Source organism: Ensifer sp. SSB1 (genome assembly GCF_016652895.1).
Classification (GTDB): Bacteria; Pseudomonadota; Alphaproteobacteria; order Rhizobiales; family Rhizobiaceae; genus Ensifer.
Genome location: NZ_JAEPRP010000100.1, coordinates 1 through 26,198 on the forward strand (window position 1 = coordinate 1; position 26,198 = coordinate 26,198).

A 26,198-nucleotide genomic window follows, 5' to 3' on the forward strand; every position below is an offset into this window, starting at 1 on the left:
GGCCCACATTCATCGCGCCCGTGACAGATTTGACCAGGGCATCGTTGCAGGAGAGCGTGACCATCGCCAGGCACATGAACAGTATGCCACGGACGTTGGGGGAGGCTTGCATGCTTGCTGTCCTGCGGCGCCGGAAAGCGGATTACGCTATCGACGAATGGGGAGGCGAATCCACGGGATGGATCGCCTAATGTTTAAGCATTGGCTGCCGGCTTGTGCAAACGGGTTCGCACGCGACAGCGGTTTTTCTTTCGGCGCAAGTAGAACGGTCCGCCGCGGGCGCTTCAATTGCCCGGAAGACTGCGGCCGGCGGGTAAAGCACCGCCGGCGAACATAAGCTTATTCGCGGAATCTTAAGTTTCGCTGCCTATCGTCGCCGTAATTCCGCATCCATTCGCATGACGCGATCGGCGGGGTGGCACCGCAGTAAACCTTGCAGGGTGGCCATTCCAGGGATGTCTGCCCAAGGCCTGGGAGAGCCTATGGCAAGCGTTCCATCGGTGTTTCCACCAAGAAAAGCCGCCGCGCGGGCCTGCTTCCCATAAGAATAATCAGGGGTGCGCAATGTCTTTCATCGATCGCCTGCTGCAACGCTTGCGGATCGTCACCAAGGTTCTGCTCTTCGTGGTTCCACTGGTGGCGTTGATCGCCGGTATTGGTCTCATTGGCTTCTTCACGGCCCGCACGCTCAACGGTCACATGACCGTGACGCGGGAAACCATCAACAATCTCTCGGATTTCCAGGCGCTGCGCAGTGCGCTGCAGGCATTTTCGGATGCGCCGAGCGATGAAACGCGGACTGCTTTGTCGAGCCAGATCGACGAGCAGGAAAGCGGCGTGAAGGCGCTTGACGGCTTGCTGACACGTGATCAGGACAAGGCGGAGATCGCCTCGGTGCTGGCGCTTGGTGATGCGATGCGCAGCCAGACGGACAAGCTCTGGGCGACCAAGCTCGAACGAGACCAAGTGACGGCATCGCTGGAAGCGGCGCTCGCCGACATGACCGAAAAGGGCAACGGTGCCTACAAGCAGATCGACATCATCCGCAAGGAATCCGGCGAGAAGGAAGCCTTCGCCAAGGCGCTGCTCTTCGATGCCGCCGCCTATCAGGGTCTTGCCGAGCGCATCAAGAAGTTTCGCCTGCCGGTGACCATGGCCGTTAACCCCGACGCCAAGATCGACCAGGCGAACAAGTTGCTGCCGCACCTCCTGAAACAGATCGATGAGGCCGAAAAGATCGCCTCGGAAAAGGTGCAGGCACCGATTTCGGAAGTGAAGGATCAGGCGCTCAAGGTTCAGGCGATCCTTGCCGGTGCCGAAGACAACGAGGCGAAGAAGAACGCGCTCGTGCCGATCCTCAGCAAGTTCTCGAAATACGAGGCGGATTTCGCCAAGGAAGCGGCCAAGAACTCGGATACGGCCGCCAAGCGCTTCGTCGGCATGGACGCCGAGATTTCACAGTTGAAGACCCTGATCGCGCTGATGGGCGATACCTTCAAGGGGCTCGACAGCGCCCGGTTGCATATCAGCGAGCTGCACCGCAAGCTCGATGCGGCCGGCCGCGAGCCGATCATGGCCGACATCCAGGCAGTTCGCGAAACGGCGGTCAAGCTCGGAGAACTCGGCGGCAAGAACGCAGCGCTCCGTGATCTTCCTGCGAATCTCGGGCCTTCGCTCGACAACATCGACAACGGCACCGCGGCCCTGATCGACGTCGGCGGTCGTTGGCAGGCCGCCAAGGCAGAAGCCTCGGTGCTTGTCGCCACCGCCAGCACGACACTCGAAAGCTTCGTCAGCAGCGCGCAGGAGGCCGGCAAGGTCGACAGCCAGCGCTCGGCCGACGTCTCGATCGTCGCGATGATTGCCGGTACGCTGCTCGCCATCATCGGTGGCCTGATGCTGGTCGAAACCCTGCGTGGCCCGTTGAAGCGCGTGACGGAAACGATGACGCGGCTTGCCAGCGGCGATCTCGACGTCGCCATTGAGGGCCGCAACCGCGGCGACGAGATCGGCGACATGGTGCGCTCGGTTGCCGTCTTCCGCGACAATGCGGTCGAAAACGTGCGGCTGGGGCGCGAGGCGGAAGCGGCACGTGCACTTTCGGCCGAAGAGGAAGCACGCCGCGCGGCCGAACGCGCCCGGGTCGAGGCTGAGCAGATGCAGGCGTTGAATGCCCTTTCGGACGTTCTCGCCGCCTTGGCCGACGGCAACCTCGAGGAAGGCATGGCGGAAGACCTGCCGGCCGACTACGTGATCATGGCGCGCACCTATAACAACGCCGTCGAGGCGCTGCGCGCAACGCTTGCCGACGTGCGTGTCGTCACCGGCGAGATCACCGGCGGCACCGGCAATCTTTCGGCCTCTGCCGACGACCTGGCCCGGCGCACCGAGCAGCAGGCGGCAGCCCTTGAGGAAAGCTCGCGGGCGCTTCGGCAACTGACGGAGATCGTCCGGACCACCGCGGAAAGCGCGCGCAAGACGACCGTCTCCGTCGGCGAGACCAATTCCTACGCCAAGCATTCAGGCCAGGTGGTCGCCAAGGCGATCGACGCGATGGCGGAGATCAACCGTTCCTCGGAAAAGATCAGCACGATCATCGGCGTCATCGACGAGATTGCCTTCCAGACCAACCTCCTGGCGCTGAATGCCGGCGTCGAGGCGGCGCGGGCTGGCGAGGCCGGACGCGGCTTTGCCGTGGTGGCCCAGGAAGTGCGCGAGCTTGCCCAGCGCTGCGCAGGGGCTGCCCGCGAGATCAAGGGCTTGATCTCCGAAAGCTCGGCCCAGGTGAGAAGCGGTGTGGCGCTCGTGCAGGAGACCGGTGATGCGCTCACCGTCATCAACAGCCACATCACCACCATCCACGATCTCGTCAGCAACATCGAGGCATCGGCCGCTGATCAGTATACCGGCCTCAACGAGGTGAACTCGGCCGTGCACGAAGTCGAACTGATCACCCAGCAGAATGCGGCGATGGTTGAAGAGAACACCGCTGAGATCCACGGCCTGCGCCGGCAGGTGGAAATGCTCAACGAGAAGATCGAGCGCTTCCGCACCGGTACCGATGGTATCGGCGCACAGTCGCAGGGCCGTCGCAGCTACGCGGCTTGAACGTCACTCTGCATCCGGGCTGGCGGACCTTGGTTGTCGGCCCGGATGGCTTCCCTTCCGTGACCGTAGCTACAAGCGGAAAGATGCCTGCCGCGGGAGATCCTCGATCTCCGCCGCGGTCGCGACCGGGCTCTCGGGATATCCACGCGAATACCGTGAGGGGGACGAAGATTTCTCCTCACGCTTCTCCCCCGATGAGGGAGAAGATGCCGGCAGGCGGAAGAGGGGCCGCCTGCCGGCAAGCCATCTTGTTCAGGAAATTGGAAGATCAGCCGCCGGTGACGCTCATGTGGCGGGCAACGGCCGGGCGGTTGTGCTCGCGGTCGATGATGAAGTCGTGGCCCTTCGGCTTGCGGCCGATCGCCTCGTCGATCACCTGGCTGAGATAGGCGTCGTCTTCGGAGGCGCGCAACGCCGTGCGCAGGTCTGCCGCATCGTTCTGGCCGAGGCACATGTAGAGTGTGCCGGTGCAGGTGAGGCGGACGCGGTTGCAGCTCTCGCAGAAATTATGCGTCATCGGCGTAATCAGCCCGAGCCGGCCGCCGGTCTCCGCAACCTCGAGATAGCGGGCAGGGCCGCCGGTGCGATAGGGAATGTCCGAGAAGGTGAACTGTTCTTCCAGCTGCCGGCGCATCTCCGAGAGCGGCATGTAGTGGTCGGTGCGGTCTTCTTCGATCTCGCCCATCGGCATGGTTTCGATCAGCGTCAGGTCCATGCCGCGGGCATGGGCCCAGCGCATGAGATCTGGGATCTCGGCGTCGTTGAAGCCCTTCAGCGCCACGGCATTGATCTTGATCTTGAGGCCGGCGGCCTGGGCGGCCTCTATCCCTTCCATGACCTTGGAGAGTTCGCCCCAGCGGGTGATCTGATGGAACTTTGCCGGATCGAGCGTATCGAGCGAAACATTGATGCGCTTGACGCCGCAGTCAGCGAGCTCGGAGGCATATTTCGCGAGCTGCGAGCCGTTGGTCGTCAGCGTCAGCTCATCGAGGCGGCCGGCCTCGATCTCCTTGCCGAGTTCGCGCACCAGAAACATGATGTTCTTGCGCACCAGCGGTTCGCCGCCGGTGAGACGCAGCTTGCGCACGCCCTTTTCGATGAAGGCGGAACAGAGCCGCTGCAATTCTTCGAGCGTCAGCAGATCCTTCTTCGGGAGGAAGGTCATGTGCTCCGCCATGCAATAGGTGCAGCGGAAATCGCAGCGGTCCGTGACGGATACGCGCAGATACGTGATCGCCCGTCCGAAGGGGTCGATCATCGGAGCGGCTCTCTGCTCGATCGGTCGTGCGCCGATCCTGTCTATCGTGGCTGTGTTCAAGCGTCTTTCTCCCAGCCCTTTCAATGTCGTTGCTGAGAATGGTCGCGTCAAGGCGCATACTGTCGCAAAGTGTTGATCGGATCAGAAGGGTAATTCGCGCCGCAGGGCAATGCGTCACTTTATCCTTGGGCCGGAATCGGTTTGAAGGTGAAATAAGCGGCGAAACAAGGCACTGCCTTTGCAGCCCAGAAACAGGAGCAGGCAACATGAGTGAAATCTGGCCGACGGAGCTGCGCGTCTCCAAGGATCGCCATCGGCTCGTCGTCACCTTCAACGATGGCACTTCCTTCGATCTCTCGGCGGAGATGCTGCGCGTGCTTTCGCCGTCCGCCGAAGTGCAGGGCCATGGGCCTGGCCAGCGGGTCACGGTGCCCGGAAAGCGTAATGTGCAGATCATTTCGATGCAGCCGACCGGCAACTATGCGGTGCGCATCGGCTTCGACGATTTTCACGACACCGGCATCTTCACCTGGAGCTATCTGCGGGAACTGGGTGAGAAGGGCGCAGAGCTGTTCGCAACCTACGAACAGGAACTCGCTGACAAGGGCATGTCGCGGGATAAGGGCGAGAAGCCACGCTGACCGCCGGGGACCGCGCGCTCTCTTAGCCGCGCAAAGGCGAAGCATTCAGGTTCCAGTCGTCAGGCCAGTTCGTCTTCTTCCTTGAGCAGGATGCCGATCAGTCGCTCCATGGATTGGGCGACGATCATGCATTCCTCGATCGGTGCGCCCACCATCGATTTTTCGATAAGCCCCGTGTGGATCTCCATGGCGGCTTCGGTCAGCGTGCGGCCTTCCGGCGTCAGCGACAGACGCAGCACGCGCTTATCCTTTTCGTCTCCACGGCGCAGGATCAGCCCGCGCTTTTCCAGTTGCGGCAGCAGCATGCTCATGTTGGAGCGGCCGACCAGCAGCTTGCGGGCCAGTTCCTGCTGCGAGATGCCATCGAACCGATACAGGTTGATCAGGATGTCGAGATGCGGCGGCTTGATGTCGAGGTGGGCGATCTCGCGCGTCAAGGTCTGCTGCATGAGCTGGCACGCACGCGCCACGGCGATCCAACTGCGGAAACGGGGATGATCCCAAGGAAAATGGTGTTCGCTCGTCACTTGATTTTTGTTCAACGTTGTACAATTATGTTCAGCATTGAACATAATAAGAGATTCCCACTATGGCATCCTTTGCGATCAAGGTCATCCGCCACGCGCTGAAAGGCGTCGATGCGTTTTCACCCGAGGCGGCCGGGCGGCTCGCTTTCAGGCTGTTCACCCTCACGCCCGGCAGAAAGCCGAAGAACGCCAAGGAAAAGGCGGCGCTTGCGGCTGCCGCCCCGGTGATCGCCAGGGGCCAGCCGGTGACGCTTTCCTATGCCGGCGGCTGGGTGCTGGCGCGCCGGTTCGCGGCGCCGCGCGAGGCCGCCAACACCAAGCGCATTCTCCTCGTGCACGGTTGGGGATCACGCAGCGACTATCTGGCGGCGATGATCGACGGTCTGGTCAAGGGCGGCGCCGAGGTGGTGACGCTCGACTGGCCGGGCCATGGCGGCTCGCCCGGGCGCACGCTCACCATGCCGGCCGCGGTGAGGGCGATCGATGCCGCCTGGCGGCACTTCGGCAATTTCGACGTTTGTGTCGGCCACTCCTTCGGCGGCGGTAGCCTGGCTTGCGCTGCCGGCGGCATCGTCTGCGACGTACACAGCCATATCCCGAAGAAGCTGGTGCTGATCGGTGCACCGAGCGAGATGACCTGGCTTTTCAAAGGTTTCGGGAAAATTCTTCGTCTGTCGCCGAAGGCACAGGTGGCCTTCGAAGGTGTTGTCGAGCGTCTCTCCGGCCGACGCCTTCAGGATTTCGATGCTGCGCACGTGATCCAGGCGCGCGCCGTGCCGACGCTCATCATCCATGCGGAGGACGACAAGGAAGTCTCGGCCGACCACGCGCGCCGTTATGCGGCAGCCGGGCCGAATGTCGAGATGCACTGGGCAAACGGTTTTGGCCACCGGCGCATCGTTTCGGCCGCACCGGTGATCACGCGGATCAATGCCTTCATACACGCGGAAGATCAAAAAGCCGCCGCCTGACACTTTTTCGTTGCTGCCGTCATCAGACTGTCATGCTATCGGTCGAAAGGGTCGCATTAGCCTCCGGAACCCCCGCGCAATCCGCGCCCTGCCATGATCCGGAGATCTTTCGGTATTGGAGGACGGCATGTCGGTCATCACCTCGGTCGAGGAACTCAACGCGCTCTACGGCGGTGTCAGCGAAGCTTCGGTGGCAAAGGTCACCAAGACGCTGACGGCGGGGTATCGGCTGATGATCGAAGCTTCGCCCTTCTGCGCGCTCGCGACCGTCGGGCCGGAGGGGCTCGACTGTTCGCCGCGCGGTGACGACGACTGCGTGGTTCGGATCGCCGATGACAGGACGGTGTTGCTTCCCGACTGGCGCGGCAACAACCGCGTCGATTCGCTCGCCAACATCGTGCGCGATCCGCGCGTGGCGCTGATGTTCCTGATCCCCGGTTCGAATACGACGATGCGTATCATTGGTACCGCCGTCCTCAGCATCGATCAGGTGCTTACCGGCAGCTTCGAGGTCGACGGCAAACATCCGCGCAGCGTCATCGTCGTGACGATCGGCGAGGTCTATTTCCAGTGCGCTCGCGCGGTGATGCGGGCACAGCTCTGGAACCCCGAACGTTTCCTCGATCCAGCATCGCTGCCGACGCCCGGCACGCTGCTGAAGGCCGCCAAGGCGGATTTCGATCGCGACACCTACGATCGCGAATGGCCGGAGCGCGCCGCCAAGACCATGTGGTAGGCTGCCGTCCGGGCTGACCGTCACTGTCAGCGACGCACAAGGGCTGGAGGCGAGGGTGCGGCAGCAAGCTCTGACAGGTGCACTCCTGCTCGTTCTCCTGGCCGGCAAGGCTGTAGCCGCCGAGCTGTCGTTATCGGAGAAGCTCGGTCTGCTGGCTGCAGCCTACCCGGATGCGATCGAGCGGATCGATGGTAGCGGTCTGGTACTTCGGGATGGCGGCCCCCCTGTTGTTATCGACGATGGCAGGAAGAAGAGCCATGCCGAGAAGCTGGCCGCGGCGGATATCGAGGACAGCCTGTCGCAGATCTATCCGCTGGGCGCCTGTGCACCATCTCCAGCTGTCGATTTCGACCCCGGGCGGATCCGCAGCGAAGCACTGCTGAAACGGCTCTACGGTGGTAGCGCTGCTGCCGTCCGGCGGGATCTCGTTACCGTCGACTGGTTCGGCCAACGGCTGCCGGTGGCGAGGAGGCACGGAACGGCGGCGGCGCTGAAGGCCGTGGCTGCGGAGCTCTCGCACCATGCCGCACTTAAGCGCTATCTCAGCCCAAGCGCCGGCACCTTCAACTGGCGGCCGATTGCCGGCGCTACCACGCTCTCGGTCCACAGCTTCGGCGCGGCTATCGATCTCGACACGGGTTTTGCGGATTACTGGCGCTGGACCGCGAAAGGCAAGGGTGCGCAGGGCTATCGCAACCGCTATCCGCTCGCGATTGTCGAGATCTTCGAGAAACACGGCTTCATCTGGGGCGGACGCTGGTACCACTTCGACACGATGCATTTCGAGTATCGGCCGGAAATGATCGCGATCGCGCGGGCGGCGGGCGCGGATGCCTGCGGCCGCTAGCCGGCTGCCGCTGAACATTTAGGCGACCTTCTCCGAGGCATCGACAACAAAAAAGCGCCCGGGAGGGGCGCTTAATGTCGGTCTTATCGAAAGGCGTGGTCCGTGGCTCAGCGTCGATAGATCAGCCAGTTGCGACCGGATTCCTTGCGCATGCCGTCTTCAAAGAGAACGGTCTTGTTGCGCCCGCCATTCTTGGCCGAATAAAGCGCGATATCCGCCTTGTTGTAGAGATCCACCGGATCGTCGGCCGCCGTCGCCATGCAGACACCGACGGAGAGCGTGATGGGGCCGTAATTGACCCCGGTCTTTGAGTTCCGGAAGGGCGTTGCCGCGAGAACCGTGCGGATGCGATCGGCGATCTGGAGGCATTCTTCCTGGGTGCTGTCGCCAAGGATGATGGCGAACTCTTCGCCGCCGGTGCGGGCCACGAAAGCCTCGCGGCGCAGGTTGGCGCGAAGCACGCCGCCGACGGTCGCGAGAATCTTGTCGCCAACCGGATGGCCGAAGGTGTCGTTGACCTTCTTGAAATGGTCGATGTCGGCAACGAGCAGGCCTGTGTAGTTTCTCAGGTGCTCATTGTTGTACACGGCCGCCAGATTGTCGTCGAAGGCGCGGCGGTTGGCCAGACGCGTCAGCGAATCCGTGTTGGCGATGCGCTTGTACTCGTCGAGTTCCTGCCGGATGACCTCCATCTCGAAGGACTTCTGAACGACGGTCTCGACACGCTCCTTGCCCTGGCTCATCGTCTCGGCGGTCGCCTCGGTCAGGATGCCGATCGCGTGGCGCAGGATATCGGCGCTCGATGCGCTCTTGCTGACGATGTTGACATAGGCCTCATCGAGAACCTTGTTGTAGTTCTCGAGCGCGTATTGTTCGTCGCGCAACAGTGTCACCAGTTCGGCAAGCTTGGCCGCAAGCGTGGTATGGGCGCGCTCGATGCCGTTCGAGCGGTGGATATGGCTGAAGTACTGCGCGCCGATCGCATCCAGCTCTTCCTGGGTCGCGCGGCTGCCGAGTGCCGCGAGCTCCTTGGAGAGCTGCGGATTGGAGCCGAGATAGGCTTCGTAATAGAGTTCGTAGTTGCGGGGGATGGGCGCGACACCCATCATGCGCATGGCATGGGTTACCTGCGCTGCGATATCGGGCGTTTGCGTTTTGCCCGAGTTTGCCGTTTGCATGTGCAAACCCCCTAATATTAATCACTGCTTACGGGTTATGATTTTTAGGGGCAAATGATTTGCGAAGTCTTAATATTTGCCGCCGCCGCGAACCGCAATTCGATCGACTGCGGTTGTTCACGCCGATCGTTCCCTGCGTTTTCGGCCTGTGGGCCACGGCGCCGTTAAAGCGCCGTGGTGTATCAAAACGGATCAGGCCGGGCTGATCATCGTTTCCGGGCGCACGACCGCGTCGAACTCTTCGTTCGTGACGTAGCCACCGCCGACGGCTTCTTCGCGAAGCGTCGTGCCGTTCTTGTGCGCGGTCTTGGCGATCTTGGCTGCGTTGTCGTAGCCGATCTTCGGAGCGAGCGCGGTGACGAGCATCAGCGAGCGGTCGAGCGCTGCCTTGATGTTGTCTTCACGCGCTTCGATGCCGACGACGCAGTTGTCGGTGAAGGATACGGCCGCATCGGCGAGCAACTGAACCGACTGCAGGAAGTTGTAGGCCATCAGCGGGTTGAAGACGTTGAGCTCGAAATGGCCCTGGCTACCGGCGAAGGTCAGCGCTGCGTGGTTGCCGAAGACCTGCACGCAGACCTGGGTCAGCGCTTCGCACTGGGTCGGGTTGACCTTGCCGGGCATGATCGACGAGCCGGGCTCGTTTTCCGGCAGCGAGAGTTCGCCGAGGCCCGAGCGCGGGCCGGAGCCGAGGAAGCGGATGTCGTTGGCGATCTTGAAGAGGGCTGCGGCCGTCGCATTGATCGCGCCATGGCTGAAGACCATGGAATCATGGGCGGCGAGTGCTTCGAACTTGTTCGGCGCCGTAGTGAAGGCGATGCCGGTGATCTTGGCGATCTCTTCGGCGACCTTCTCGGCAAAGCCGACGGGTGCGTTGAGGCCGGTACCGACGGCCGTGCCGCCCTGGGCGAGTTCGCAGAGGCCCGGCAGCGTCATCTCGATGCGCTTGATCGAGGAGGCGACCTGGGCTGCATAGCCGGAGAATTCCTGGCCGAGGGTCAGCGGGGTTGCGTCCTGGGTGTGGGTGCGGCCGATCTTGATGATGTGGTCGAACGCCTTGACCTTGGCTTCCAGCGCCTTGTGCAGATGCTTCAGTGCCGGCAGCAGGTCATGAATGACGCGCTCGGCGCAGGCGATGTGCATGGCCGTCGGATAGGTGTCGTTGGACGACTGGCTCATGTTGACGTGGTCGTTCGGATGCACCGGCTTCTTCGAGCCCATGACGCCGCCGAGTAGCTCGATGGCGCGGTTCGAAATGACCTCGTTGGCATTCATGTTGGACTGGGTGCCCGAGCCGGTCTGCCACACGACGAGCGGGAAATGGTCGTTCAGCTTGCCATCGATCACTTCCTGCGATGCCTTGACGATGGCATCGGCAACGGTCGAATCCAGACGGCCAAGCGCCTGGTTGGTGCGGGCGGCAGCCTGCTTGACGATGCCGAGCGCCCGGACGATCGAGGCAGGCTGCTTTTCCCAACCGATCTTGAAATTGCCAAGCGAGCGCTGGGCCTGGGCGCCCCAATAGCGGTCGTTTGCCACTTCGATGGGGCCGAACGTATCTGTTTCCGTGCGCGTCGATGTCATCGTGATACCTGCCTTGATCATGCGGTTCATGAAGCCTGGGTGAGGGGCCGGATGGCGCAAGCTCCCCAGGGTGCCGGGCCTCTCTCTGCCCCGCCCGCCGAAGCTTGTAAAGGGGCGCGGCACGGCTTGCCATGCTACAATCGTTTGAAACGTTGCAGTGCAACAAGGCGGCTCGGCGGCGAACGTGATTCGCGTGCTTCCGGCCCCCGCAGCCGTTGTGATGTTTCGGTCACAGCGGGGGCGTTCTTTTCGGGCGCCGATCGGCTGCTGATGCCGGCCTATCACCTCATGCTGAAATAAAACCCATATGGATCAAATTTTTATCCCCCTTCGAACGTTATGGAATCGAGGCGTTTGTTGGGGCGCAGAAGGAGATTCAAGGTCGATGTTCGTGGGCGCGTTTCCTTTTCATTCACCATCCTTTTCTATAACTTTCGGTGCACGAGGGCGTGGCGAGAATCTGGCTTCAGCCGAATTCGGCGACAACGCGATACGGGGACGTAGTTTCATATGAGAGTAATTAAGACGGCAGCGATTGTGGCGCTCATGAGCGGCTGTGCGATCGCGACCATGGATGCGCGGCCGGCTTCGGCCTTTTCGCTTGGCGATTTCATCCGGGCGGGCAGAAAGAAATCTGATTCCGCCGAACAGACCCAGCCTGCCCAGCCGCTCCCAGGCGTGGGCGGGATGATCGACCCGCAGCAGAACATGGTTGCCAAGCCGCTGCCGAAGGTCACCGGACCGAAGTACTACACCTACAAGGCCGAGGCGCTGCGCCGGATCGCCACCGACAAGCTGCTCGATCCCGTCGTCACCGGTTCCGTTCGCAACGACGCGTTGCCGCCGATGCTGCGTATGCCGCTGGCCGATGCGCGGCAGTTCCTTCCCGGCATCAACGTGCGTGCCTCGGGCGACGTCGCCAAGGCGGTCGAGGCCCACTACGGCGCCCGCATGGATTACATCTGGATTGGCGCCGAAGGAGTGAATGCCAAGGCGAAGGCGGCGATTGCCGTTCTCGCCGACGCCGCCAAGGTCGGCCTCGACCCGCAGGACTACGCCGTCAACGTTCCGTCGGACACCTTCGATCGCGGCGACATGATCGCCCGCGAAAAGGAACTGCTGCAGTTCGAGATCTCGCTGTCGGCCGCGACGTTGACCTACGCACAGGACACCGTGCGTGGCCGTATCGATCCCAACAAGATTTCCGGCTACCACGACTTCAAGCGCAAGACGGTCGAACTCGCGCCGCTTCTCGACAAGCTGTCGGCGAGCGAAGATGTCGCCAAGCTTCTCAACGACCAGAATCCGAAGAGCGCTCAGTTTGCCGCACTCTCCGTCGCGTTGGAGAAGCTGCGGGCGGAGACGGGCGCCGAACAGCGCGTCGAGATCGCGCCGGACACGCTGTTGAAACCGGGCCAGAGCAATCCTGAGCTTGCCAACGTGATTGCCGGCATCCGCCTGCGCGGATCAGAAGCGCTGAAGGCCGAACACGCGACGGTTCTTGCGGCGTACCAGGGAACGCCGGAATACACGCCGGAACTGGTAACCGTGGTCGAAGCCTTCCAGAAGGAACACGGGCTGAAGGCTGACGGCGTCGTCGGCCAGGCGTCGGTGCGCCTGCTGACGGGCGGCGACAGCGTGGCGAACAAGATCAACAAGCTCGAGATTGCCATGGAGCAGGCGCGCTGGCTGCCGGACGGGCTTGGCGATCGCTACGTCTTCATCAATCAGCCGGCCTTCACGGCCACCTATACCGACAAGGGTGCCGAGCAGTTCTCGATGCGTGTCGTCGTCGGCTCGAAGACGAACCAGACCTACTTCTTCCAGGACGAGATCCAGACCGTCGAGGTCAATCCGTACTGGGGCGTGCCGCAGTCGATCATCGTCAACGAGATGCTGCCGAAGCTCCGCAGCGACCCGAACTATCTCGATCGCATGGGTTATCAGGTGGAGGTCGGCGGCCGGCCGGTTCCTTCCGCATCGGTCAACTGGAACGGCTCGACCGCTTCGGTTGCAGTGCGCCAGCCGCCGAGCAGCGACAATGCGCTTGGTGAGTTGAAGATCCTGTTCCCGAACGCACATGCGATCTACATGCACGACACGCCCTCGAAGAGCTTCTTCAAGCGCGACAACCGCGCGCTCAGCCACGGCTGCGTGCGGCTTGCCGACCCGCGTCGGATGGCGGCGGCGGTGCTTGGAACGAGTGTCGAGGATGTCGGCAAGGAGATCGCCGGCGGCCGCAACAAGGCGCTGCAGGTTCCGGTGAAGGTGCCGGTCTATGTCGCCTACTTCACGGCCTGGCCGAACAAGGACGGCGTCGTCGAATATTTCAACGACGTCTACGAGCGCGACATGTACATGAACCGCGCCTTTGATGCGACGCGGGGCGCCCGCAGGGCCGAAGGCTAAGGTAGACGAAAAAGAAAAGGCCGCTTCGAGCGGCCTTTTTTCTGTTCTGTTACCGGGTTTCGAGCAGTGCCGAGACCAGGTCCGGCGTCAGTTCGTCGAAGTGACCGATGATCTTGGTCGGCTCGAGGCTTTCGACCGGGACGTCCGAATAGCCGAAGGGAACCGCGATCGAGGGTACCGCGGCGTTGCGCGCGACCAGGATGTCGTTGAGGCTGTCGCCAACCATGACCGAGCGCTCGGCCTTGCCGCCGGCATTGGTGACTGTTCTCAGCAGGTGCTCGGCATTCGGCTTGCGCACTTCAAAGGTATCGCCGCCCGAGATTGCGGCGAAGCGTTCGATCAGCCCGAGGCGTTCGAGCAGGCGCGTTGCCAGCTTTTCAGGCTTGTTGGTGCAGACCGCCAGCTTGAAGCCGGCGCCGGAGAGGCGGTCGAGCGCGTCGACGAGCCCCGGATAGGGCAGCGAATCGCCGGGCATCGAGCCGTGGTAGAAATCGACGAACTCCTTGAGCTGCCATTCCAGCACGTCTTCAGCGAGGGGCTTTTGCCGAAGTGCGAAGGTGCGCTCGATCATGGCGCGCGCGCCATGCCCGACAAGATGGGTGAGATCGGCGTAGCCGACCGGCGCGATGCCGGCCTGAGTTACTGCATGGTTGAGGCTCGCGACCAGGTCTGGCGCGGTATCGACGAGCGTTCCATCGAGATCGAAGACGACTGTGGGAGATGACACCGAAAAAACCTCATGGCACCGGAAACGTTGCCGTTCGGGTAGGCGAAGTGATGGGCAAATGCAATGGGGCGTGCACGTTGCAAGCGCTACGGATTCCTTAGCGGCAATTTCATTTTGACTTTTGTTTGCGTCGCCGGGCGTGTAAGTGTCTCAGCGGAAAACGGGCAGGTCGTTCGCTGTTTGCAGCAAAGGCCTCTGTCGGAGTTACAAGGGAGCGACTGGCGCATGGACGCCCGCGAAATGAAAATCAAAGCCGCGGCTGCGGCTCTGGAATATGTCGAAGACGGCATGCGTCTTGGCATCGGGACCGGCTCCACGGCGGAGGAATTCGTCCGGCTGCTGGCCGAGAAGGTCGCCGCGGGCTTCCGCATCGAAGGTGTTCCCACCTCGGAGCGCACGGCCCGGCTCTGCCTCGAGCTCGGCGTTTCGCTGAAGTCGCTCGACGAGCTGCCGGAACTTGACCTGACGATCGACGGCGCCGACGAGGTCGACGGCCAACTTCGCCTGATCAAGGGCGGCGGCGGGGCACTGCTGCGCGAAAAGATCGTCGCAAGCGCTTCGCAGCGAATGATCGTGATCGCCGACGAATCGAAGGTGGTTGACGTTCTCGGCGCCTTCAAACTGCCGATTGAGGTCAATCCCTTCGGCCAGGTGGCAACGCGGATCGCGATCGAGAAAGTCGCTTCGCGCCTCGGCCTTTCCGGCGAAATCGCCGTGCGCCAATCGCATGACGGCGCCTTCAAGACCGACGGTGGACACCTCATTCTCGATGCATCTTTTGGCCGTATTCCTGATGCAGATGCGCTCGCGGGAGAGCTGAATGCCATTCCCGGCGTCGTCGAGCACGGGCTTTTCATCAATATCGCGTCGCTGGCAATCATTGCAGGGCCGGAAAAGGCACGCATTCTGACTGCGTCCTGACCCGGTTCCCGACAGCCCACACTGGGCTGGGAGCGGTAAAGACAACAGGTTTCCATACATGCGAGCCTGGCGGCGGCAATCGCCCGGGCAGCATGCGACAAACACAGGAGCAAGGGTAAAAATGAACAAACTCGCAGGTCTTGTCCGCACTTTCGCTGCCACCGCGGTTCTGCTTTCCGCATCTGTACCGGCGGTGCAGGCCCAGGACGTCTCCGAAGAGCAGATCAAGGCGGCGCGCGCGACGATCGCAGCGCTCGGCGTGACCAACAGCTTCGACAACATTCTGCCAAACCTTGCTGAACGGCTGAAGAACACCCTGATCCAGGCTTCGCCCAACCATCAGGAACTGATCACTGCGACGGTCGACGACAAGGCGCTGGCTCTTGCCGCGCGTCGTGCGGACCTCGAGAACGAAGCCGCGACGATCTATGCCAAGACCTTTACGCTGGAAGAGCTGAACGCCATCACGGAATTCTACGGTTCCGCTGCGGGCAAGAAGCTCCTGAACGACGGTCCGATCGCCTCGCGTGAACTGCTGAAGGCCGCCGACATCTGGGCCTCGGGCGTTTCGCGCGATCTGACCCAGGAAGCCACCAAGTCGCTCGACGACAAGGTCGGCAGCACGCAGCCGGCCGCCGAAGGCGCAGTCCAGGCACCGGCGCAATAATCGCGCGCCAGCGGCATTCATCACGTTTCGAGGAGCCCGGAGAGATCCGGGCTTTTCTTTTGGCCGGTGGCACCACTATATGTGCCTGCGGCGCGGCCTTCGGCTGGCCGCTAATGCTTGCCGAACGCGCGATCGTTCGGCAAGCCTTCCATTTCGCCATTCCGACCCGCTTGCTTTCAGGAGACTGCCCATGCCCGCGTTCGACTATGACCTCTTCGTAATCGGTGGCGGGTCCGGCGGTGTCAGAAGCGGGCGCCTGGCGGCGAGCCTCGGCAAGAAGGTGGCGATCGCGGAAGAGTTTCGCTACGGCGGCACCTGCGTCATCCGTGGCTGCGTGCCGAAGAAGCTCTATGTCTATGCGTCGCAGTTCTCTGAGCATTTCGAAGACGCCGCCGGCTTCGGCTGGTCGGTCGGCGAGAGCACATTCGACTGGAAGAAGCTGGTCGCTGCCAAGGAGCAGGAAATCACCCGGCTCGAAGGGCTCTACCAGAAGGGCCTGAACAATGCGGGCGCCGAAATCCTGCACACGCGCGCCGAGCTCGTCGGCCCGAACACGGTTCGCCTGCTCGACAGCGGCAAGACCGTGACGGCCGAACGCATCGTGATCGCCGTCGGCGGGCATCCGACGCCGCATGACGCGCTGCCGGGACACGAGCACTGCATTTCGTCGAACGAAGCATTCGATCTCGCAGAACTGCCGAAATCGATCCTGATCGCCGGCGGCGGCTACATCGCCGTCGAATTCGCCAATGTCTTCCACGGCCTCGGCGTCGAGACGACGCTGATCTATCGCGGCAAGGAAATTCTCTCGCGCTTCGATCAGGATTTGCGTCGCGGGCTGCATGTGGCGATGGAGGAGAAGGGCATTCGCATCCTCTGCGAAGACATCATCCAGTCGGTCACCCTCGATGCCGACGGCAAGCGCGTCGCACACGCCATGAAGCACGGCGATCTCGTCGTCGACCAGGTGATGCTGGCGCTCGGCCGCGTGCCGAACACCAAGGGGCTGGGCCTTGAGGCAGTCGGCGTCAACACGGACGAGCGCGGCGCGATTGTCGTCGACGCATTTTCGCGCACCAGCGCTGCCGGCATCTACGCGCTTGGTGACGTCACCGACCGGGTGCAACTGACGCCGGTTGCGATCCACGAAGCCATGTGCTTCATCGAGACCGAATACAAGAACAATCCGGTGTCACCGGATCACGACCTGATCGCCACTGCCGTCTTCTCGCAGCCGGAAATCGGCACCGTCGGCCTGACGGAAGAAGAGGCGGCGCGCCGCTTCGACGAGTTGGAAGTGTATCGCGCCGAATTCCGGCCGATGAAGGCGACGCTTTCGGGCCGTAAGGAAAAAATGATCATGAAGCTGATCGTCAATGCCGCCGACCGCAAGGTGCTCGGTGCGCATATCCTTGGCCATGACGCCGGCGAGATGGCGCAGCTGCTCGGCATCTCGCTGAAGGCCGGCTGCACCAAGGACGATTTCGACAGGACGATGGCGGTGCATCCGACGGCGGCGGAAGAACTGGTGACGATGTATTCGCCGTCCTATCGCATCCGCAAGGGCGAGCGGGTCTGACCTTCAGGCGGATGCGCCTGCAAACCGCGCTTCCTCGCGCTTGAAGAGATCGGCGAGGCGATCGATGACCGTCCGGACTTCCGGGCGGCGGCGGTCGTCGTCGTTTGCCGCGATCCACAACGGATGCGTCAGGCCGTCGATCAGTCCGCTTTCGCGCTGCAGGAGCGGATCACCGTCGCCGATAAAGGCAGGCAGCACGCCGCGCCCAGCGCCATTGCGGATCAGCCGCACGAGCAGGGCGGGGCTGTCGGTCCAGGTGTGGATCTGCTGCTCGCGGTTTTCAAAGACCCATCTCTCCGCCGGCGAGCCGGCAACTTCGGTGCCAATCGATATCCAGGGAAAGTCGTCACGCTCCGGCATGTTGCCGGCGCGATAGACGGCATAGGCGATGTTCACCGAGCGGCGCACCGCCACGTTGCCGGAGCGGGGCTGTTCGTGCAGCACGGCGACGTCCGCCTCCCGGAAGGTCAGGTCGAAACCGTGACCTACGTGCTTGCAGCAGAAGCGAAAGCCGTCGCCCCAGGCCCGGATGTCCGTTGAATGATCGGCGACGAAGCCTGAGACCCAGGCGTCGCTTGCGACCGACACGATCGGCAGCGCAAAAGCATCGCGGTGCCAATCGGAGATGTTCTCGGCGGCATTCTGCATGGCACGGACATGTTCGAACAGGATCTGGCCGTCGTGGGCAAGGCGGTAACCCTGCTGGCTGCGTATGAAGAGCACCCTGCCGGTCGTGCGCTCGAGCGCGAGCATGCGACGGCCGATGGTTGGCGCGCTCAAGCCTGTCCGCGTGGCCGCGCCGCTCAACCCGCCCTCGGTCGCAACGTGATAGAACAGTTTCAAATCGTTCCATGCTGCCTCGGCCATAAGCACTCCATGGCGGTCACTGTCTCGTAGTAACGCGGGTTGTCCGCGTTGGCTTCCGTTCACCGATGAAAGACGCCTTTCAGCGGTGCGCCTACAACGCTTCGCGCCCAGACATTAGGTCTCCCGGTGTCTCAAGGCAAAGGAGGCGAGACCATGCTTGAACATTGGGCGGTCATGTGGACGGTTCTGCGACACGAACGCCGCCGCGAGAAACGCAACGGCCTGGATGATCCGCTTGACGGACCGGAATGGCGCGGCCTGCACTGGGTGCTGCCGATCTTCTCGTTCCTGCTGTCTCGTCGGCTGAGGCCGGAGGCTCACCCGACGCGTCCAGCTGCGACGCCGGCAGGCGCGCACTGGGAGGCGACGGCCTGCCGCTGCGGGCCGCGGGCCTTCGGACACGATCGGTGAACGGACTGTTGCCTATCTCCGTAGCGCCGCCACACAGCTACTGTCGAGGCGTGCTGACGCCGCTATCTCATTGAAACCGCGCATAGTTCTTTCGATATATGGGCTCTGACTTTCAGGATTGTGCGCTCGCCGGACATATCCTTGCGCCCCATGCATGCTGCAAAGCAATGAATTCTGGTAGGATGGCTTTCCAAGCGTTTCCTTAACGTCTATAAGCCCGCATTCCGCGGCGTTTCCGCCTTGGGTGGGCACGAGGCCGGGCTCAGCGTCCGGGGCAGGGCACGCGGATGTGAGTGAAATTTCCGAATACCGGGCGGCCACCTTCGGCCGTCAGGGCGCGACCCGCGCGGACAGAACCGCGGCAGACAACAGGTGATCGAAATGGCACAGACTTGGACTCCAAACAGCTGGCGGCAAAAACCCATCCAGCAGGTGCCGGACTATCCGGACCTGGCAGCGCTTGAGGCGACCGAAGCGCGCCTCGCGAAGTATCCGCCGCTGGTGTTTGCGGGTGAAGCGCGCCGTCTGAAGAGCGCCCTTGCCAATGTTGCCGAAGGCCGCGGCTTCCTGCTGCAGGGCGGCGACTGCGCCGAAAGCTTCGCCGAGCACGGCGCCGACACGATCCGCGACTTCTTCCGTGCCTTCCTGCAGATGGCCGTCGTTCTGACGTTCGGCGCGCAGCAGCCGGTGGTCAAGGTTGGCCGTATCGCCGGGCAGTTCGCCAAGCCGCGCTCGTCGGGTGTCGAGAAGCAGGGCGATGTAACGCTGCCGTCCTACCGTGGCGACATCATCAACGGCATCGAGTTCACCGAGGAAGCGCGCATTCCGAACCCGGAACGCCAGATCATGGCTTACCGCCAGTCGGCCGCGACGCTGAACCTTCTGCGCGCCTTCGCGATGGGTGGCTATGCCAACCTCGACAACGTGCACCAGTGGATGCTCGGCTTCGTCAAGGACAGCCCGCAGGCCGAGCGCTACCGCAAGCTCGCCGACCGGATTTCCGAGACCATGGACTTCATGAAGGCGATCGGCATCACCTCGGAGAACCATCCGAGCCTGCGCGAGACCGATTTCTTTACCAGCCATGAGGCGCTGCTGCTTGGCTACGAGCAGGCCCTGACCCGCGTCGACTCGACCTCGGGCGACTGGTACGCCACCTCTGGCCACATGATCTGGATCGGCGATCGTACCCGCCAGCCCGACCATGCGCATATCGAATATTGCCGCGGCATCAAGAACCCGCTCGGCCTGAAGTGCGGTCCGTCGCTGACGGCCGATGGCCTGCTGGAGCTGATCGATCTTCTGAACCCGGCCAACGAAGCCGGCCGCCTGACGCTCATCTGCCGCTTCGGCCATGACAAGGTAGCCGAGCATCTGCCGCGCCTCATCCGTGCGGTCGAGCGCGAAGGCAAGAAGGTCGTCTGGTCCTGCGATCCGATGCACGGCAACACGATCACGCTCAACAACTACAAGACCCGCCCGTTCGAGCGGATCCTGTCGGAAGTCGAGAGCTTCTTCCAGATCCACCGCGCCGAAGGCACGCATCCGGGCGGCATCCACATCGAGATGACCGGCAACGACGTGACGGAATGCACGGGTGGTGCACGTGCGCTTTCCGGCGACGATCTTGCCGACCGTTACCACACCCATTGCGATCCGCGCCTCAATGCGGACCAGGCGCTGGAGCTCGCGTTCCTGCTCGCCGAACGCATGAAGGGCGGTCGCGACGAGAAGAAGATGGTCGTCAACGGCTGATCTAAATCCCTGGCATCGTTCAGGTTTTCTGAACATCGTTTGGGAGTTTTGAATTTGACAATGCCGGGCCGGCTCTGGAAGCTGGCCCGGCATTTTCGTGTCTGGAGCAGGATACGCCGCGCGTGATCGTGCCGCCGGATCGACCTCATGACAGGGTGATGCACCACGACTTTCGCTTTGGGGGGAGGACAATGCCGGACGTTCACAAGGGAAGCTGTCTTTGCGGGGCAGTGCGCTTTACCGCGCGTGGCGAGTTGCGCGAGCTGATCTATTGCCATTGCGGCCAGTGCCGGAAGCAGACCGGCCTCTACTATGCCGCGACCAATGTTCAGGACGCGGATCTCGAGGTGGAGGGGACGGAGAACCTCACCTGGTACCGGGCGAGCGAGAGCGCCAGCCGCGGCTTTTGCCGGCATTGCGGCTCAGCCCTGTTCTGGAAGGCGGATCGGCTGGACTACACCTCGATCCTCGCCGGCTCCTTCGAGAAGCCGACTGCGCTCAAGGCCGGCTATCATATCTTCTGCGACGATCAGGGCGACTTCTACGAGATCAGCGACGACTTGCCGAAATATGCGGCTGGGCGCAGTTGAGCGATCACTCCGGCGCGGTCTTTGCCTGCCGGACCGCCTGTTCGAAGCCATTGGCAAGGCCGGCCATCTTGACCGATTGCCACTGACAATATTCGTCGATCAGGCGTTCGCCTAGCCAGAACAGCCCGCGCTGGCCCTCGCCCGCGCGGCCGATGAGGCCCGCATCCTGAGCACGGGTGAAAATGCGCCTGATATGCGTGTTCGAGATCATGTAGTGCGTGGCGAGTTCCGAGAGGCTCGCTTCGAGCCAGACCTTGCCATCGACCGGTTCCAGGCTGTCTGGCCGTGACATCAGATCGTCCAGCAGCAGGCCGCCGCATTCGGTCCAGACGAAGGCGGCCACAGCTTCCGGTGGTTCGCTCCACCGCTGATCAGTCAGCAGGAGGCGGGTCGCGATCGGCTGGGCGCGCTCAAAGACAGTCCGGTCGGCTTCGACGCGCTGAAGGCGGCCCTTGCCGTCGAAGCGGTCGAGTGTGCCCATCTGGCTCATGAACCAGCGCAGCATCGCCCCTTCGCTGATTTCGGTCGGCTCAAGCGGGCGCACCTTCTTCTTGGCGCGGCCGCCATCCGTATCGCGCAGCAGCTTGTAGGTCAGCAGTTCGGCGATGAAGGCCGCAGCGGTGTTGCGGCTGGCGCCGCCCATTTCGTGCATGAATTTCAGGAGGCGCGCAGTCGTGATGCCGGTTTCCGGATTGCCCGGGTCGCGCTCGAGATGCAGCGTGTAGACAGCCTGGCTCAGCGTCCACTTCTGGTGAGAGGCGACGAGACGGGCAACCCGCGGGAAGATGTCGAACACCGACATGAGATCCCGCGCGCTCGCCTGAAGGATCGCCCGGAAGTTCGGATGATTGCGAAAATCTTCTGCGGTGAAGGCAAGTGCACCAGCCGGTACAACGCCTTCATGCTCTGCCACGACACGCATTTGCTGCGCACACCCCCCGATGCTTGCGCGGCTCGCCCGATTCTTGATTTTTCAAGTTGCCCGGTCGCCAACCGCCTTCAGCCTTACCCCTTATAGCAGGATTAGCCTGCCCATAACGTGCGAACAACCGATTTTGTTCAAAAGGGGCGCCTGACCTCCCACCGTCAGGCGCCCCTTACGTACAACTGAACCCGATCACTGAACCAGAACTGGCGGCTGGCACTTGACGCCGGTGACGCGCACATCGGCCTCGCCGACCCGGACGCCGACCAGCAGGAGCAGGTTGTAGAGCAGGTCGTCGACCGGCTTGGTGACGGAGCCCAGGGTCTGGGCCAGCGCCTGCTGGATGATCGTGGGGCTGCCGAGCGTGAGGAACAGGACCTGGATGTTGAGGTCGAGCTTGTTCAGCAGCGTCTGGGTCGTTGAGGTGAGAATATCCTTCGTGGAAACGCTCTTGATCGATCGAGCCGCAATCTCGGATGGGCTGAAGCTCAGGCGCGAGGCCTTGAGGTTCTGCGCCTCCACATGAGCGAGCGCATCGATCTTGACGACGAGGGCATCGACGAGGCGGGCTCTTTGCACGCGGGCATCGGACGAGAAGTTGGAGAGTACGGTCGGGTCGACGTCGCCGATGGCAATCTCGGCTACGCCGGGTACCGCGTCCACGCTGACCGCTGCATTATCAGGTGTGCCGCCATAACAGCGAATGTCGGCAAGCTTCGCTTCGGCATAGGCGAGTTCGACATAGATCGGCAGCCGGATGTGAATGCCGGCAAGGGCCGCAAGGCCATCGACGTTGACTTCGACGGCGAGGCGGGTTTGCGCGGTGCGCACCGCTGCACCCGGTGTTGCGAGCCGATGGCTTGGCGTCTCCACCGGTGGTTCGGCGATCGCGAGCTTGACCTTGGCAGAGGCGATGCCGGGAAGCCCGGTCACGGCGTTGAGCGCGATCTGGTTTTCGCCATTGGCAATTGCGGCAGCCGCAGAGACGAGTTGCAGCGCGCCGACCTTCATCACCCAGTCGGAGCCGGCATCGACCTGCAGGCTCTTTTTCGGGTCGAGATTGAGGATTTGCGCCAGTGTAACGGTCTTCCTGTTGCCGGCTGTCGAAAGCTCGATGCTCTTCAGTGCGGCCGTCACGGTGCCCGACAGGCCCTGCACGAGCCGCATCGAGGAGAGTAGCTGCGGTATGGTCAGGTTGGCCTTCAGCACGTCCTCGTAGGAGGCGGCCGTCAGGTTGAGTTTTGTCGCGACGACCTTCAGGAACGGCTGGACGTCGATGTCGGCGTTGATGAGTGCCTCATAGTCCATGATCTTGAGAGAGACGGTGGTCCCGAGCATCTGGCCGAGGATCGAGTTCAGCAACCCGTCGTTCAGGCTGGCGAGGCGTGAGCCGACGGAGAACGCGGCAATCTTGGAACTGGCGGCCGTACCGACGACGTTGAGATCCGGTGGCGCACTGAAGATGGAGGCAAGGAAGATCTTGCCTTTCTTTTCCAGCAGAACCTGCACGGCGTCGGTCGGCGTGGCGTCCTTGATGAAGCGCTGTCCGGCATCGACCGAAGGGTCGGGGACGTAGCGACCGCGCGTCAGTGTGGCGACGCCGTCGACCTTTCCCGTGCCGACATCGCTCAATGGCAGCACCTTGCCATCCGCCGTCATCAAGCCGCTTGGCGTTGCGACTGCGTAGTTGAGGCCATTGTTGGAGAAGTGGTTGAGGACGGCCTTTTCGGCGGACGAGATGTTGGCCGCTGCAGCAATCGCGGCCAGGTCGACCGTCGACTGCATCTCCCGCTTTTGGACAGTCAGATAGCCGTAGTCGATGCCAAGTGCCATGGAGGTGACGACCAATGGCATGACAAGGGCAGCGGAGATTCCCACATTGGCGTCTCGTGATCGGAGCAATGCAGGCAAGCGCGTTGAATTCCACGACATCTCAGACCCCTCCGACCCTTATGGTTGCAAAGCGCTCTATCTGGCTACTCGGCATGGCGAATGTGAAAAGGTTAAAGATCGGGAGGTCGGCGGCGTCGTATTTGATCCGCACCGTGAACTGGTTGGCGTTGTTGGCGTCGGCCTTGACGGTGACGGTCATGTGCGAGGATTTGATGAAGGCCTGATCCATCGTCGTGCGCCGGATGTAGTCGGTCGCGAGGCGTTCACGCTCGTTTTCCGATAGTCCGGCGATGGCCGTACGCGCGGCATCTGCGGCGATTTGCTGGATGGAATGGGCTGTGCTGAGGTAGACGCCGTAGGCGATCAAGGTCAGCACGCAAAGGAAGAAGAGTGGCGCTATGATTGCAAATTCGATTGCAGCGGCGCCATCTTGGCGGCCTGTAAGGCGCTTGAAGTTGGACATTGCAGCATCTCCGCGTACCCACGTTGCTGTGTTTTTCAAATGTCCCTGCACCTACACGATGGTCCTCAAATATTAATTTTCTCATACTCCGATAAGTTGTTGAATCGTCATACTTTTCGCACATGTTGCAAAACGCGTATTCACGGTTGATTTGGTGTTTATGAAAGTAAGCGAGTTTTTGCCTGTCATACCCCCGAAATAGCGAACTCGGAGATGGCTGCAAAACCGCTGAGATACCCCGTTTTGGGGCGGCACCAGGGATCAGACTGGCTGGGCGTTCAGTCCTGCCCGGGCGATGACCGGTAGTGTTCGAGCTGGCGATTGAGCGTTGCAAGGTCGGCGCGCAGTTCCGAGATCTCGCGCAGCAATACGTCGTCGACCTTGTGGTGCAGGGCGATGAGTTCGACTTCGGACTTCAGGTTGACCTCGTAGTCCTTGGACGCCGCGAAGCGGTCACGTTCGGCCTGGCGGTTCTGCGACATCATGATGATCGGCGCCTGCAGGGCGGCGAGCATGGAAAGCACCAGGTTGAGGAAGATATAGGGGTAGGGGTCGAACGCTCCAGCCAGGAGCAGCAGCGAATTCACGATCACCCAGCAGACGAGGAAGCCACAGAAGGCAAGGATGAAGGTCCAAGAGCCGCCGACCCGGGCAATGCTGTCTGCGAGCCTGTCGCCGAAGGTCTGCCGGGCTGCGAAAGCCGCATTGGTATCGGTGGTCAGCGGGCGCCGCTCGCGCGCGTGGGCGAGTATGCGGCGCTCGATTTCGCCGAGTTCGCTGAGCGGCTTGCCGAAGAGCTGTTGTGAGAAATTGTTGAAATGCGGCATGACGATCTCCGGGGTTGGACGGAGAAAATCTAGAGCATTTCCAGAAAAAGTCCGTAGCGGTTTTCTGTCCGCGAGAAGCGGTATTGCCCCGCAAATACGAGAGCCGGACCAGGTGTAGCCGGTCCGGCTTCGATGGATCAGTGGGTCTCGGCCGCGCTCGCGAAGAGGTCGGCGTGGGACTTGAAGAACCGGTCGGTCGAGAAACGGTCGCCAAACATCATGTCGTGCTGCAGGAAGCGGTAGTCACGCAGCAGTGCCGGCACCTTCGGCTGGCGCGACCACTCGGCGACCTCCTTGCCGTTCTTGCGGATCAGCATGTAGCGGTCGACGACGCGGTACTGGTCGTACACCTTGCCGAGGAACCCGGTGTAGTAGGGGTGCTCGTAGCCGGACTGCTTGAGGATCTGGTAGGAGAGGAAGGCTGGGCTGATGGTGCCGACGTTCTTCTTCGGGCCTGTCTTGTTCGACCAGACGACGAGCGGCGTTTCGTGCTGCGCCTTCATCTGATCCTTCGAACCTTTACGCTCTGCGGTGACGCCCTTCATGAAGCCGGTGCTGGTATAGACGGTGTTCAGCGGCGGCAGGTGGTCGCCAAAGAGCACGATGACCGTCTCGCGGTCGCGCTTCTTGGCCCAGTCCATCAGCTTCTTCAGGCTGTCGTCGGCTTCCTTGATGCCCTGCGCATAGGTGGCGAGCACCTGGCGGTCGGCCTCGGGCAGGTCGCCCTCGATCTTGATGGTGTTCTTCGCGTAGCGGTTGGCCTCATAGGGGCCATGGCCCTGCAGCGTGACGGCGAAGAAGAAGAACGGGTCGTCCATCGCGTCGGCCTGGCGGATGATCTCGTTGGTCAGCGACTCGTCCGAGGCGAAGATGCCGCGCTTCTGCATCGGCGGCATGTTCTCTTCCGACTTGAACATGTCGAAACCGAAGGCCTTGTAGACGGCGGTGCGATTCCAGAACCAGCTCTGGAAGGGATGGATGGCGCGCGAGACATAGCCTTCGCCGCGGAAGAACGTGGCGAGCGACGGGATCGGGTTGCGGATGTACTGCTGATACGGAATGCTGCCGTAGGGCAGGAAGGCGTTCGAGAAACCGGTCAGCGCTTCGAACTCGACATTGGCGGTCATGCCGCCGAATTCCGGCGAGAAGACGTTGCCCGACTGCATTTCGCGGATCGTCGGCATCGGATCGGGCGACAGCTTGACGTTCGGCAGGCGGGTCGGATCCCAGAAGGATTCGCTCATCAGCACGATGACGTCGGCCTTGCCGCGATGCGAGGTGCCGGCCGGAAGCGGCTTCACCGGAATACGGTCG

At 62.3% G+C, this 26,198-nt stretch carries 23 protein-coding genes and 1 pseudogene; 12 read left to right on the forward strand and 12 right to left on the reverse strand.

Going from position 1 to position 26,198, the window contains the following annotated elements; translation table 11 throughout:
- Positions 1-112, reverse strand: a pseudogene (locus tag I8N66_RS37590) (EamA/RhaT family transporter); the annotation flags it as partial.
- A 452-nt stretch (positions 113-564) separates the two neighbouring features.
- Here I8N66_RS37590 and I8N66_RS22810 point away from each other — a divergent pair.
- Positions 565-3,108, forward strand: coding sequence for a HAMP domain-containing methyl-accepting chemotaxis protein (locus I8N66_RS22810; RefSeq protein WP_291158185.1), 2,544 nt, complete (start codon positions 565-567; stop codon positions 3,106-3,108).
- Between the two features lie 268 nt (positions 3,109-3,376).
- Here the strand turns inward: I8N66_RS22810 and moaA are convergent, their stop codons facing one another.
- On the reverse strand, positions 3,377-4,426 hold the full coding sequence (moaA, locus tag I8N66_RS22815) for a GTP 3',8-cyclase MoaA (RefSeq protein WP_113540123.1): 1,050 nt from the start codon (positions 4,424-4,426) through the stop codon (positions 3,377-3,379).
- A 206-nt stretch (positions 4,427-4,632) separates the two neighbouring features.
- On the opposite strand from moaA, the gene I8N66_RS22820 reads away from it, so the two are divergent.
- Positions 4,633-5,007 (forward strand): DUF971 domain-containing protein, encoded by a 375-nt coding sequence (locus I8N66_RS22820; RefSeq protein ID WP_291158189.1) that lies wholly within the window; start codon positions 4,633-4,635, stop codon positions 5,005-5,007.
- 59 nt (positions 5,008-5,066) lie between these two features.
- On the opposite strand, the gene I8N66_RS22825 is transcribed toward I8N66_RS22820, so the two are convergent.
- Entirely contained in the window at positions 5,067-5,579 is a 513-nt protein-coding gene (locus tag I8N66_RS22825) for a MarR family transcriptional regulator (RefSeq protein WP_113540121.1), read from the reverse strand.
- A gap of 17 nt (positions 5,580-5,596) precedes the next feature.
- Between I8N66_RS22825 and I8N66_RS22830 the strand changes: the two genes are divergently transcribed.
- The 3 genes from I8N66_RS22830 to I8N66_RS22840 all read left to right on the forward strand — a co-directional run bounded on the left by I8N66_RS22830 (position 5,597) and on the right by I8N66_RS22840 (position 8,088).
- Positions 5,597-6,505, forward strand: coding sequence for an alpha/beta fold hydrolase (locus tag I8N66_RS22830; RefSeq protein WP_113540120.1), 909 nt, complete (start codon positions 5,597-5,599; stop codon positions 6,503-6,505).
- Between the two features lie 127 nt (positions 6,506-6,632).
- Entirely contained in the window at positions 6,633-7,241 is a 609-nt protein-coding gene (locus I8N66_RS22835) for a pyridoxamine 5'-phosphate oxidase family protein (protein WP_291158194.1), read from the forward strand.
- A 55-nt stretch (positions 7,242-7,296) separates the two neighbouring features.
- Positions 7,297-8,088 carry a M15 family metallopeptidase gene (locus I8N66_RS22840; RefSeq protein WP_291158197.1) on the forward strand — a complete coding sequence of 264 codons (792 nt, stop codon included), beginning with the start codon at positions 7,297-7,299 and terminating at the stop codon, positions 8,086-8,088.
- A 107-nt stretch (positions 8,089-8,195) separates the two neighbouring features.
- Here the strand turns inward: I8N66_RS22840 and I8N66_RS22845 are convergent, their stop codons facing one another.
- Positions 8,196-9,266 (reverse strand): GGDEF domain-containing protein, encoded by a 1,071-nt coding sequence (locus I8N66_RS22845; RefSeq protein WP_223727532.1) that lies wholly within the window; start codon positions 9,264-9,266, stop codon positions 8,196-8,198.
- A gap of 192 nt (positions 9,267-9,458) precedes the next feature.
- Positions 9,459-10,880 (reverse strand): class II fumarate hydratase, encoded by a 1,422-nt coding sequence (fumC, locus tag I8N66_RS22850; protein WP_112770879.1) that lies wholly within the window; start codon positions 10,878-10,880, stop codon positions 9,459-9,461.
- A gap of 480 nt (positions 10,881-11,360) precedes the next feature.
- On the opposite strand from fumC, the gene I8N66_RS22855 reads away from it, so the two are divergent.
- Positions 11,361-13,259, forward strand: a complete 1,899-nt coding sequence (locus I8N66_RS22855) for a murein L,D-transpeptidase (protein WP_291158204.1) — start codon at positions 11,361-11,363, stop codon at positions 13,257-13,259.
- 49 nt (positions 13,260-13,308) lie between these two features.
- Here the strand turns inward: I8N66_RS22855 and I8N66_RS22860 are convergent, their stop codons facing one another.
- Positions 13,309-13,986 (reverse strand): HAD family hydrolase, encoded by a 678-nt coding sequence (locus I8N66_RS22860; RefSeq protein WP_113540115.1) that lies wholly within the window; start codon positions 13,984-13,986, stop codon positions 13,309-13,311.
- Positions 13,987-14,211: 225 nt separating this feature from the next.
- Between I8N66_RS22860 and rpiA the strand changes: the two genes are divergently transcribed.
- From rpiA to gor, 3 genes are all read left to right on the forward strand, one after another.
- Positions 14,212-14,907, forward strand: coding sequence for a ribose-5-phosphate isomerase RpiA (gene rpiA / locus I8N66_RS22865; protein WP_113540114.1), 696 nt, complete (start codon positions 14,212-14,214; stop codon positions 14,905-14,907).
- A gap of 121 nt (positions 14,908-15,028) precedes the next feature.
- The gene (locus tag I8N66_RS22870) at positions 15,029-15,574 is read left to right on the forward strand and encodes a DUF2059 domain-containing protein (protein ID WP_113540113.1); all 546 of its coding nucleotides are present in this window, start codon (positions 15,029-15,031) and stop codon (positions 15,572-15,574) included.
- A gap of 190 nt (positions 15,575-15,764) precedes the next feature.
- Positions 15,765-17,153, forward strand: coding sequence for a glutathione-disulfide reductase (gor, locus tag I8N66_RS22875; protein ID WP_291158209.1), 1,389 nt, complete (start codon positions 15,765-15,767; stop codon positions 17,151-17,153).
- 3 nt (positions 17,154-17,156) lie between these two features.
- Here gor and I8N66_RS22880 read toward each other — a convergent pair whose 3' ends face one another.
- Positions 17,157-18,020: a LysR family transcriptional regulator gene (locus I8N66_RS22880; RefSeq protein ID WP_291158212.1), complete on the reverse strand. Its 864-nt coding sequence runs from the start codon at positions 18,018-18,020 to the stop codon at positions 17,157-17,159.
- A gap of 153 nt (positions 18,021-18,173) precedes the next feature.
- Here I8N66_RS22880 and I8N66_RS22885 point away from each other — a divergent pair, with 153 nt between their 5' ends.
- From I8N66_RS22885 to I8N66_RS22895, 3 genes are all read left to right on the forward strand, one after another.
- Positions 18,174-18,431, forward strand: coding sequence for a hypothetical protein (locus I8N66_RS22885; protein ID WP_291158215.1), 258 nt, complete (start codon positions 18,174-18,176; stop codon positions 18,429-18,431).
- Positions 18,432-18,812: 381 nt separating this feature from the next.
- Positions 18,813-20,186, forward strand: a complete 1,374-nt coding sequence (locus I8N66_RS22890) for a class II 3-deoxy-7-phosphoheptulonate synthase (RefSeq protein ID WP_113540145.1) — start codon at positions 18,813-18,815, stop codon at positions 20,184-20,186.
- A gap of 191 nt (positions 20,187-20,377) precedes the next feature.
- Positions 20,378-20,776 (forward strand): GFA family protein, encoded by a 399-nt coding sequence (locus I8N66_RS22895; protein ID WP_113540110.1) that lies wholly within the window; start codon positions 20,378-20,380, stop codon positions 20,774-20,776.
- Between the two features lie 4 nt (positions 20,777-20,780).
- On the opposite strand, the gene I8N66_RS22900 is transcribed toward I8N66_RS22895, so the two are convergent.
- From I8N66_RS22900 to I8N66_RS22920, 5 genes are all read right to left on the reverse strand, one after another.
- The gene (locus I8N66_RS22900) at positions 20,781-21,689 is read right to left on the reverse strand and encodes a hypothetical protein (protein ID WP_223737943.1); all 909 of its coding nucleotides are present in this window, start codon (positions 21,687-21,689) and stop codon (positions 20,781-20,783) included.
- A 204-nt stretch (positions 21,690-21,893) separates the two neighbouring features.
- The gene (locus I8N66_RS22905) at positions 21,894-23,633 is read right to left on the reverse strand and encodes a TadG family pilus assembly protein (RefSeq protein ID WP_365887714.1); all 1,740 of its coding nucleotides are present in this window, start codon (positions 23,631-23,633) and stop codon (positions 21,894-21,896) included.
- Position 23,634: 1 nt separating this feature from the next.
- On the reverse strand, positions 23,635-24,057 hold the full coding sequence (locus I8N66_RS22910) for a TadE/TadG family type IV pilus assembly protein (protein WP_113540107.1): 423 nt from the start codon (positions 24,055-24,057) through the stop codon (positions 23,635-23,637).
- Between the two features lie 278 nt (positions 24,058-24,335).
- On the reverse strand, positions 24,336-24,884 hold the full coding sequence (locus I8N66_RS22915) for a DUF1003 domain-containing protein (protein ID WP_113540106.1): 549 nt from the start codon (positions 24,882-24,884) through the stop codon (positions 24,336-24,338).
- Between the two features lie 137 nt (positions 24,885-25,021).
- Positions 25,022-26,198 (reverse strand): LTA synthase family protein (locus I8N66_RS22920; protein WP_291158228.1); only part of this gene is annotated, 1,177 nt, incomplete at its 5' end.